This window comes from Streptomyces himastatinicus ATCC 53653 (assembly GCF_000158915.1).
Classification (GTDB): Bacteria; Actinomycetota; Actinomycetes; order Streptomycetales; family Streptomycetaceae; genus Streptomyces; species Streptomyces himastatinicus.
This window is the reverse complement of the sequence record NZ_GG657754.1, coordinates 455,534-465,702: the sequence shown is the minus strand read 5'-3', so window position 1 is coordinate 465,702 and position 10,169 is coordinate 455,534. Positions and strand designations below refer to the sequence as shown.

9 protein-coding genes and 2 pseudogenes are annotated in these 10,169 nt (G+C 73.1%); 6 read left to right on the top strand and 5 right to left on the bottom strand.

From position 1 onward, the window contains the following. The 3 genes from SSOG_RS01985 to SSOG_RS57800 form a co-directional block, all read right to left on the bottom strand. On the bottom strand, nucleotides 1-450 hold a 450-nt coding region (locus SSOG_RS01985; RefSeq protein WP_009712514.1), incomplete at its 3' end, for a LacI family DNA-binding transcriptional regulator. A gap of 81 nt (nucleotides 451-531) precedes the next feature. Continuing rightward, nucleotides 532-1,200 (bottom strand): catalase family protein, encoded by a 669-nt coding sequence (locus SSOG_RS57805; RefSeq protein ID WP_050799725.1) that lies wholly within the window; start codon nucleotides 1,198-1,200, stop codon nucleotides 532-534. Then, nucleotides 1,118-1,858, bottom strand: a complete 741-nt coding sequence (locus tag SSOG_RS57800; RefSeq protein WP_050799724.1) for a catalase family protein — start codon at nucleotides 1,856-1,858, stop codon at nucleotides 1,118-1,120. Before SSOG_RS57800 ends, SSOG_RS57805 begins: the two co-directional genes overlap by 83 nt. A 148-nt stretch (nucleotides 1,859-2,006) precedes the next feature. Between SSOG_RS57800 and SSOG_RS01975 the strand changes: the two are divergent. From SSOG_RS01975 to SSOG_RS01955, 5 genes and pseudogenes are all read left to right on the top strand, one after another. After that, a pseudogene (locus SSOG_RS01975) lies at nucleotides 2,007-2,875 on the top strand (Fpg/Nei family DNA glycosylase). A gap of 260 nt (nucleotides 2,876-3,135) precedes the next feature. Then, on the top strand, nucleotides 3,136-4,152 hold the full coding sequence (locus SSOG_RS01970; RefSeq protein WP_245606190.1) for an FAD-dependent monooxygenase: 1,017 nt from the start codon (nucleotides 3,136-3,138) through the stop codon (nucleotides 4,150-4,152). Between the two features lie 105 nt (nucleotides 4,153-4,257). Then, nucleotides 4,258-5,574 (top strand): NAD(P)/FAD-dependent oxidoreductase, encoded by a 1,317-nt coding sequence (locus tag SSOG_RS01965; RefSeq protein ID WP_039936333.1) that lies wholly within the window; start codon nucleotides 4,258-4,260, stop codon nucleotides 5,572-5,574. Nucleotides 5,575-5,623: 49 nt separating this feature from the next. After that, nucleotides 5,624-7,456, top strand: coding sequence for a transketolase (locus SSOG_RS01960; protein ID WP_039936331.1), 1,833 nt, complete (start codon nucleotides 5,624-5,626; stop codon nucleotides 7,454-7,456). Between the two features lie 100 nt (nucleotides 7,457-7,556). Then, on the top strand, nucleotides 7,557-8,624 hold the full coding sequence (locus tag SSOG_RS01955; RefSeq protein WP_009712508.1) for a phosphatidylinositol-specific phospholipase C domain-containing protein: 1,068 nt from the start codon (nucleotides 7,557-7,559) through the stop codon (nucleotides 8,622-8,624). A 1-nt stretch (nucleotide 8,625) separates the two neighbouring features. Here the strand turns inward: SSOG_RS01955 and SSOG_RS01950 are convergent, their stop codons facing one another. Together SSOG_RS01950 and SSOG_RS01945 are read right to left on the bottom strand one after the other, a co-directional pair. After that, a complete protein-coding gene (locus SSOG_RS01950) occupies nucleotides 8,626-8,862 on the bottom strand; it encodes a dodecin (protein WP_039936330.1) in 237 nt (78 codons plus the stop codon). A 98-nt stretch (nucleotides 8,863-8,960) separates the two neighbouring features. After that, nucleotides 8,961-9,422, bottom strand: coding sequence for a universal stress protein (locus SSOG_RS01945; protein ID WP_009712506.1), 462 nt, complete (start codon nucleotides 9,420-9,422; stop codon nucleotides 8,961-8,963). Between the two features lie 109 nt (nucleotides 9,423-9,531). Between SSOG_RS01945 and SSOG_RS01940 the strand changes: the two are divergent. Next, nucleotides 9,532-10,169: pseudogene (locus tag SSOG_RS01940) on the top strand (metallophosphoesterase); the annotation flags it as partial.

The following is a 10,169-nucleotide window of genomic DNA, read 5'->3' as shown; positions in this document are numbered from 1 at the left end:
CAGCGCGGGGACGCGCGGGTCGCCGTCGCGCAGGTCGACCAGGATCGAGCCGCCCACCTGCCGCCCGCGCCACCACGCCTGCTGGACAGCGATCTCCTCCTCCACGTCCCGCACCAGCCGCAGCAGCAGCGAACAGGACCGCTCGACCAGCACGCTCTCGATGCCCGAGACGAACTCCATGAACCAGGGCTCGAGGCCCAGCATCCGGGCCGGGCGGGCGATGGCCAGGCCGACCGTGTCCACCCGGGAGCCGGCCAGCGAGCGGGCGGAGAGATGAGGGGCCCAGCCCAGTTCGCGGGCGGCCGCGAAGATGCGGTCCCGGGTGGCGGGGGAGACCCCCGGCCGGTCGTTGAAGGCGAGGGAGACCGCGCCCTTGGAGACCCCGGCGCGCGCGGCCACGTCCCGTATGGTGACGCGCCGTCCCCGCTCCGCCCCGACCTCGCCGTCCATAACCGCTCCCCCGTGTCCGGCCCGTGTGAACCGCCACACGATATCGCGGTGGTGAACCGGTCCAGCGGGCCGCGGCGGCGTTCAGCGAACGGACGGCGGCGGGCTTTCGCGCAGGTCGGGGTCGTCGACGACATCGCCGAAACCACCGACCTCGCCGACCTCGCCGACCTCGCAGTCCACGAGGCCGAGCCGCTGGAGCGTCCGGCGCAGCGCCGCCAGGTCGAGCAGCCCGGATGGCACCGGCAGCCGGTGCCAGGGCACATAGCGGTCGACCAGGCCGAAGGTCAGCCGGGCCCCGGCCCGCACCGGCACCCCGAGCACCGTGTCGCGCGGCGGCTGCGCGGTGCTGGAGCACAGCCCGAGACGGTGCGCGGCGGCCGCCTCGTACGCCGCCTTACGGGCCCGGTTGAGGTTGCCCAGCGGCCGGAACTCCTCCGTGGTGTGCCACGGGTTGAACGCGAGCTGCTCGATCCGGCGGGCCGCCGACCGGGCCGCGGCGGTGTCGAGATCCTGGCGGGGTACGGTCAGCAGCGCCACCGGGACGACCGGGGCGTCGCTCTCCCGCCACTCCACCGAGCCGTCCTCGACCGGGGTGCGGCGCTCGTCCGCGTACCGCTGCACACACAGCTCGAAGCACACATCGCCGGTGGCCAGCCGCATCGTCAGCTCATGGCGGAGGTAGTCCGGGTCGGAGCTGTCGGGGAGCGGCGCGGGGGTGCCGCCGGGGGCCGGGCGCAGCTGGTAGCGCACGGGCCCGGCCGAAGCCCCACAGGATGGCGCCCCGGCTCCAGAACGTCTCGCGGGCCAGCGAGCCGACCGCGTAACGGGTGGCGGTGTGCACATTGCGGCGCATCCGGTCGGCGGCTCCCCAGCCGACGGCCAGCGGCAGTCTGACGAACAGCCCGAACGCCCGCTCGACGGTGGTGTCCGCGCCCGCCGTGGCCTTCGCGAACGCCACGAACTCGCGTGCGTCGGCGGCGTGGGACACCGGGAAGCTGGTGGCCAGCAGATCGTGGCTCTCCCCGGGGGCGACCTGGACCCGCACCGCCATCCCGCGCAGATCGGGAGTGGCGTCGTGGCGCGCGGTGCCGCTCTCGTTGGACAGCCGCACCACGGCCGGGTACGTGGCGCCCGGCCGGGCGTACCCCACGCACAGCTCGGGCGGAAGGCTGTCGTGGAAGCGCAGCCGCGCGTTGTCCACGCCGAGCGCCGCCTTCGCGTGGAACGTGCGCAGCAGCTGCGCGGCGCCCGACGCCTGCTGCTGCGCCCGCTGGACGCCCATCAGCTCGCGCGCCAGCTTCTCGAAGAGCAGCCGTTCGGCCTCGGGGCTGCCCCCTTCGTACGCCTCATGAGCCTCGTACGGCTCGTACTGCGGTACGGACCGCTCACGCTGTCCGGTGTCGGGCATGGGGACTCTCCGTACAAGGGCGCAAAGGGACGCAGTGGGACAAGAGAGACAGTAGGGGAGGGGGACGCACCCCGCAGCCCGGAGTAGTACGGGGGTGGGGCGCGCGCGGCCGGGCGCACACCCGCCGGTGCTGCGGCACACTGGTGGCATGCCGGAGCTGCCCGAGGTGGAGGCCCTCGCCGGAATCCTGGCCGACCGCGCCGTGGGCCGGGAGATCGCCCGCGTCCTGCCCGTCGCGGTGAGCGTGCTGAAGACGTACGACCCGCCGCTGACCGCCCTCGAAGGCCGCACCGTCACCGCGGCCGGGCGCCACGGCAAGTTCCTCGACCTGGCCACCGACGGCCCCCACCTGGTCGTCCACCTCGCCCGGGCGGGCTGGCTGCGCTGGAAGGACGGACTGCCCGAGGCCCCGCCGCGCCCCGGCCGGGGCCCGCTGGCACTGCGGCTGCTGCTCTCCGGACCGGAGCGCTCCGGCTTCGACCTCACCGAGGCGGGCTCCCGCAAGGGGCTCGCCGTGTACTGCGTCCGCGACCCCGGCGAGGTGCCGGGCATCGCCCGCCTCGGCCCCGACCCGCTCGACGGCGCCTTCACCCGGGAGGCGTTCGCCGGGCTGCTGCGCGGCGTACGCCACCGCATCAAGGGGGTGCTCCGCGACCAGAGCGTCATCGCCGGGATCGGGAACGCCTACTCCGACGAGATCCTCCACGCCGCCCGGATGTCGCCCTACCGGCTCGCCTCGGACCTCACCGAGGAGGAGATCGCCGTCCTGTACGAGGTGATGGGCGCCACCCTGCGCGACGCCGTCGAACGCTCCCGGGGGCTGGCGGCCGGGGACCTCAAGACGGAGAAGCGCAGCGGGATGCGGGGGGCCCCGCCCGCACCGGCGAGCCCTGCCCGGTGTGCGGCGACACCGTCCGCGAGGTGTCCTTCAAGGACTCCGCGCTCCAGTACTGCCCCACCTGCCAGACCGGTGGCAAACCGCTCGCCGACCGCCGGATGTCCCGGCTCCTCAAATAGTCGGGCGAACCGGCCCCGTGACCCGCGCCCGGGCCCTATGGTGCTGTCACCTTTTACCGACCCTCTGTCACGGAGCACCATGACCAAGGCCCTGATCATCGGTGGCGGCATCGCCGGTACGGTCACCGCGATGGCCCTGCACAAGGCGGGCGTCGACGCGGTCGTCTACGAGGCGTACCCCCCGGACGCCACCGACACGGGCGGTGCGTTCCTCCTCGTCGCGAACAACGGCCTGGAGGCGCTGCGCACCATCGACGCCCATGGACCGGTCCTGGAGCGCGCCTTCCCGGGCCAGCCGCGTCGAGTCATCAGCAACACCGGGCAAACGGCTCGGCGAACAAGCCGATGTCCGTGCACAGGACGGCGACCTCGGGGCGGTCACGATCCGACGCGCCACGCTGGCCCGGGTGCTGCGCGAGGAGGCGGTGCGCCGCGGCGTGCGCATCGAGTACGGCAAGCGGCTGCTGGCCGCCCAGACCGGCCCGGACGGCCGCGTCGTGGGGTCCTTCGCGGACGGCGGCCGGGCCGTGGGCGACGTCCTCATCGGCGCCGACGGAATCCACTCCCTCATCCGCCGGACCATCGACGCGGGCGCGCCCCGGCCCCGCTACACCGGACAGCACACGGTGTGCGGCTACACCCGCGACGCCACCGCGCCGCCCGCCCCGGACACCTACACGATGGTCTTCGGCAAACAGGCGTTCTTCGGCGCCACCGCCGCGCCGGACGGCGAGGTGTGGTGGTTCAGCAACGCCCCGGCCGCCGAACTGTCCAAGGCGGAGCTGGCCGCCGTCACCCCCGGGCAGTGGCGGGAGCGGCTGACGGAACTGTTCGCCGAGGACCAGACCCCGGCCGCCGACATCGTCCGCGCCACCGGCGAGAACATCGTCGCCACCGCCGCCTATGATCTCCTCTCCACCCCCGTCTGGTCCGAGGAGGGCATGGTCATCGTGGGGGACGCCGCCCACGCGTGCGCGCCCAACGCCGCCCAGGGTGCCTCGATGGCCATCGAGGACGGGGTGGTGCTCGCCAAGTGCCTGCGCGATCTGCCCGGCCCCCGCTCGGCGCTCGCCGCGTACGAGGGGCTGCGCCGGGAGCGGGTCGAGAAGGTGGCCGCGAACAGCGCGGGCCTGGCCCGCCGCAACGCCCCCGGGCCGGTCAAGCGGGCCCTGCGGGACGCCACGATGGCCCGCAGGCTCGACCGGGCGGGCACCACGGGCGGCGACGACTGGCTGACCGGCTACCGCATCGACTGGGACGAGACGGTCAGCGCATAGCGGAAGGCATTGTCCGCCGGGCCGAGACCGGCCGCCACTTCAGGTTTGGTCTCGGCCTGTACGGGCACTTGGAGCGCTCTGCCCTCGTCGCGCCCGGGAGTCCGTGTGAGCCCAGTACGCATCGTGATCGTGGGGGCCGGCTTCGCCGGCTACCAGGCCGCCCGTACGCTGTCGCGCTCGCTGCGGCGCTCGGCGGAGATCGTCCTGATCAACCCCAACGACTACTTTCTGTACCTGCCGCTCCTCCCCGAGGTGGCCGCCGGTGTCCTGGAGCCCCGCCGGGTGTCGGTGTCCCTCACCGGCACCCTGCCGCACGTCCGGCTGGTGCTGGGCAACGTCGACTCCGTCGACCTCACCGGCCGCCGGGTCACCTGGACCGACCCCGAGGGCGGGCGCGGCGAGATGGGGTACGACCGGCTCGTCCTGGCGGTCGGCAGCGTCAACAAGCTGCTGCCGATCCCGGGCGTGGCCGAGCACGCGCACGGCTTCCGCGGCATGCCGGAGGCACTGTTCCTGCGGGACCACGTGACCCGGCAGATCGAGATGGCGGCCAACACCCGCGACCCCCGCGAGCGGGCCGCGCGCCGCACCTTCGTGGTGGTGGGCGCCGGATACACCGGCACCGAAGTGGCGGCCCACGGCGTGCTGTCCACCGACGCGCTCGCTCGGCAGAACACCGCGCTGCGCCGTGAGCCACGGCCCCGCTGGGTCCTGATCGACGTGGCGAAGCGGGTGCTGCCCGGGCTCGACGAACGGCTGTCCCGTACCGCGGACCGGGTACTGCGCCGACGGGGTGTGGACGTCCGGCTGGGCACCTCGGTCAAGGAGGCCACCTCCGACGGCATCCTCCTCGACGACGGCGAGTTCATCGACACCCGGTCGCTGATCTGGTGCGTCGGCGTGCGCCCCGACCCGCTGGTGGAGGACCTCGGGCTGGCGACCGAGCACGGACGGCTGCGGGTCGACCAGTATCTGGCCGTGCCCGGCCATCCGGAGGTGCTGGCCTGCGGTGACGCCGCCGCGGTGCCGGACCTGACCCGGCCGGGCGAGTTCACCGCGATGACCGCGCAGCACGCGCAGCGCCAGGGCAAGGCAGCCGCCCGTAACATCCTCGCCTCCCTCGGACGCGGCGCCCCGCGCCCGTACAAACACCACGACCTGGGGTTCACGGTCGACCTCGGCGGAGTGAAGGCGGCCGCGGACCCGCTGCACATCCCGCTGGCCGGCCCCGCGGCCAACGCGGTCACCCGCGGCTACCACCTGATGGCCATGCCCGGCAACCGGGTCCGGGTGGCCACCGACTGGCTGCTGGACGCGGCGCTGCCGCGGCAGGCGGTGCAGTTCGGCCTGGTGCCGTCCTGGTCGGTGCCGCTGGACACCGAGTCACCCGAGGTCGCGCGGCTCGGCCGCGGCGGCGGCTGAACCGCCGCCCCGCCCACGGCTGAGCCGCCAGAAACCTGGAAGGAGAACAATGCGACACGAACAGCTCAGCGAGCTCGGGCAGCAGCTCCGGGTGGACTCCGTGCGGTCCTCGGCCGCCGCCGGGTCCGGCCACCCCACGTCGTCGATGTCGGCGGCGGACCTGATGGCCGTCCTCATGGGCAACCACCTGCGCTATGACTTCGAAAAGCCGGAGCACCCGGGCAACGACCACCTGATCTTCTCCAAGGGGCACGCCTCCCCGCTGCTGTACTCCGTCTACAAGGCGGCCGGGGCGCTCAAGGACGAGGAACTGCTCACCTTCCGCAAGCTCGGCAGCCGGCTGGAGGGCCACCCCACACCCGAACTGCCCTGGGTGGACGTGGCCACCGGATCGCTCGGCCAGGGGCTGCCCTACGGCGTCGGCATGGCGCTGGCCGGAAAGCGGCTCGACCACGTCTCCAGCCGGGTCTGGGTGCTGTGCGGGGACAGCGAGATGGCCGAGGGCTCGGTGTGGGAGGCGTTCGAGCACGCGGGGTACGAACGGCTCGACAACCTCACCGCCATCATCGACGTCAACCGGCTCGGGCAGCGCGGGCCCACCCGCCACCAGTGGGACCTGGACGCCTACGCCCGCCGCATCCGCGCCTTCGACTGGCACACCATCGAGGTCGACGGGCACGACATCGCCGCGATCGACCGCGCCTACGGCGAGGCGACGTCGACCATCGGCCGCCCCACCGCCATCATCGCCCGCACCCAGAAGGGCCGCGGCGTCGCCTCCGTGGAGAACCACGAGGGCATGCACGGCAAGCCGCTGAAGGACCCCGAGGAGGCCATCGCCGAACTCGGCGGCGTACGGAACATGGCGGTACCGGTGCTCGGCCCGCCCGCGGAGCAGCCCACCCGGCCCACGTCGGAGGGCCCGCTGAGCCTGCCGCGCTTCAACACCGGCGACACCGTCCCCACCCGCGACGCGTTCGGCGAGGCGCTGGCCGCCGTCGGCACCGCCCGCGGCGATGTGGTGGCGCTCGACGGCGAGGTGGGCGACTCGACCCGGCTGGAGTACTTCCACAAGGAACACCCCGAGCGCTACTTCGAGTTCTACATCGCAGAACAGCAGATGGTGGCCGCCGCCGTGGGCATGCAGACGCGCGGCTGGAACCCGTACGCCTGCACCTTCTCCGCCTTCCTCACCCGCGCCTACGACTTCGTCCGGATGGCGTCCGTCAGCCGCGCGAACCTCAACCTGATCGGCTCGCACGCCGGGGTCGCCATCGGCCAGGACGGGCCCTCGCAGATGGGCCTGGAGGACCTGGCGGCGATGAGGGCGGTGCACGGCAGCACGGTGCTCTACCCGTGCGACGCCAACCAGACCGCCCAGCTGACCGCCACCATGGCCGAGCTGTCGGGCATCCGCTATCTGCGCACCTCGCGCGGCGGAACGCCCGTCATCTACCCGGACTCCGAGCGCTTCCCCATCGGTGGCTCCAAGGTCCTGCGCGCCACCGAGAGCGACCGGGTCACCCTCGTCGCGGCCGGGATCACGGTCCACGAGGCGCTGGCCGCCGCGGACCGGCTCGCCGAGGACGGCATCTCCGCCCGCGTCATCGACCTGTACTCGCTCAAGCCGGTCGACGTCGAGGCGCTGCGTACCGCCGCCGAGGTGACGGGCCGTCTGATCACCGTCGAGGACCACCACCCCGAGGGTGGAGTGGGCGACGCGGTCCAGGGCGCCTTCGCCGACGGCCACCCGGCGCCCCGGATCGTGCGGCTCGCCGTACGGAACATGCCGGTGTCCGGCACCCCGGCCGAGCAGCTGAACCAGGCCGGGATCGACGCCGAGGCCATCACCGCGGCGGCACGCGAACTCGTGGCCGCCTGACCCCGCAACACCCCTATGTGACGAAGCTCTTCTCGTCACCCGTCCGCCCCTCCCGTACGCTGCTGCCCACGTGTGACAGCAGCGGCAGGGGTGGGGGCAGATGGGCAACTCGGGGGAATCCGCGTCCGGCAGGGCGCGGCACACGCGCACGGTGGCGGTCGCGGCGGCGGCCGCCGCACTGTGTCTGACGGCGGCGGAGGGCGCGAGTCCGGCCGCCGCGGCCGAGCCGTCGTACGCCGCCACCACGGGCGTGGGCGTGCACAACGCGTACGAGAAGGCCAAGTACCCGTACTTCGCCGATGCGTTGGACTCCGGCGCCTCGCTGCTCGAACTCGACGTGTGGACCAACGCGTTCGGCGCCGGGTGGCGGGTCTCGCACGGCAATCCGCTCGGCAACGACAACAACTGCGAGAACGCCGCCAGCCCGGCCGAGCTGCGCACCAAGGCCCGCAACCAGAGCCTGGCGGGCTGCCTCGCCGACATGAGGGCCTGGCACGACGCCCACCCCGGCCACCGTCCCATCGTCATCAAGACCGAGCTGAAGGACGGCTTCTACGACAAGAGCGGCCGCGGCCCCGACGACCTCGACGCGCTCCTGTCCGGCACGCTCGGCGACGCGCTGCTGCGCCCCGCCGACGTGGTGGGCGACCACGCCGACCTTGACCAGGCGGTACGGGCCGGGGCCTGGCCGGCCCGGTCCGCGCTCGCGGGCAAGTTCATCGTCGAGCTGATCCCGGGCACCGTCGAGGAGAACAACCCGCTCGACACCCTGTGGACCGACCGCGAGTACGCCACCCATCTGCGCGACCTCTCCGCCGCCGGACAGCTCCGCCGGGCGGCCGCCTTCCCCGCCGTCCACACCGCCGCCTCCGGCGATCCGCGCACCCGCTACCAGGACGCGGCGATCCGCCCGTGGTTCGTGTTCTTCGACGGCGACGCCTCCGCGTACGTCACCAAGAACATCGACACGGCCTGGTACGACACCCGCCACTACATCCTGATCATGACGGACGCGCAGAACGTCGCGCCCGCCATCGACGGCACCAGCCCCACCGAGGCCCAGGCCCGGGCGCGGGTGAACGACCTCGCCGCGCGGCACGCCAGCTTCGCGACCGCCGACTGGTACCCGCTGCCGTCCGTGCTGTCCGCCGTCGTCCCCCGTGGCTGAATCAGCCGGGCAGATCACCGGAGCCGGAGTCGGCGTCCTCCAGCCGGAATCCGACCTTCAGCCCCACCTGGTAGTGCGCGATCCGGCCGTTCTCGATGTGCCCGCGCACGGCGCCGACCTCGAACCAGTCCAGATTGCGCAGCGTCTTCGATGCGCGGGTGATGCCGCTGCGGATCGCGTCGTCGACGCTCTCGGTGGACGAGCCGACGATCTCCGTCACCCGGTAGGTATGGGACATGGCAGTCTCCCCCGTCCTGGGGTGGTCCGATTGCTCCACTCCCCACGGTGCCTCACCCCGCCCCGGTCCGCGAGCCGGACGGGGCGCCGCCCGCTGCGTCACGGCACCACCGTCACCGGCCAGCGGCCCGCCTTGACCAGCCGGACCGCCACCGAGCCGACGATGCGGTGCCCCGCCTGCTCGGACGCGCCGACCACCACCGCGTCGGCCTTCAGCTCGTCCGCCGCCGTCACCAGGCCGTTGTACGGATCGCCGCGGAAGGTATGGAACTCCCAGCGCACCTCGAAGACCCCGCGCAGCCGCTCGGTCGCCTCCCGCATCTCCCGCAGCAGCTCCTCGGCCACCTCGCCCGTGGTGTCCGCCACGGAGGCGCCCAGCGCCGCCCCGGCCGCCATCACGGGCTGTACGTACACCACGGCGAGCAGCGCTTTCTGGCGTCTGGCCAGCCCCGCGGCGTACGCGGCGGCACGCCAGGACGACTCGGAGCCGTCCAAGCCGACCACGATAACCTTCGGACCGTCAGTTCCGCGCTCGAAGGACGCGGGAAGTTTGTCCACCACATCTGCGAGGCTAGCGCCAGAGGCAAACCGGTGATCATCCGGTCCGTCTCCGCGGCGTGACGGCGCCGCGACCGCAAACATGACCGCCGACCGTATGACAGGAGAAACAATGGGCGGCACGCACCGGGGCGAACTACTCGCCATCAGTGACCTGCACGTGGCCTTCGAGGAGAACCGGGCGATCGTGGAGCGGCTGCGGCCCGGCTCCGAGGACGACTGGCTGATCGTCGCCGGGGACGTCGGCGAGGTCTTCGCCGACATCGAATGGGCACTGGGACTGCTGAGCGAGCGCTTCGCCAAGGTCATCTGGTCGCCGGGCAACCATGAGCTGTGGACCCACCCCAAGGACCCGGTGGAGGCCCGGGGCGTGGCGCGCTACGAGGCGCTGGTGGAGATGTGCCGGAGCAAGGGCATCGTCACGCCCGAGGACCCGTACCCGGTGTGGGAGGGCATCGGCGGGCCGCTCACCATCGCCCCGCTGTTCCTGCTCTACGACTACACCTTCCGGCTCGACGGCCTCACCACCAAGGAGGCCGCCCTCGCCCATGCCCATGACGAGGGCGTCGTCTGCACCGACGAGCACTTCCTGCACCCCGACCCCTACCCGACCCGCGACGCCTGGTGCCGCGCCCGGGTCGCCGAGACCGAGGCCCGGCTCGCCGCCTGCGACCCGGCGCTGAAGACGGTGCTCATCAACCACTGGGCCGATGACCCGGCTCCCCACCCGCGTGCTGCGCTACCCCGACT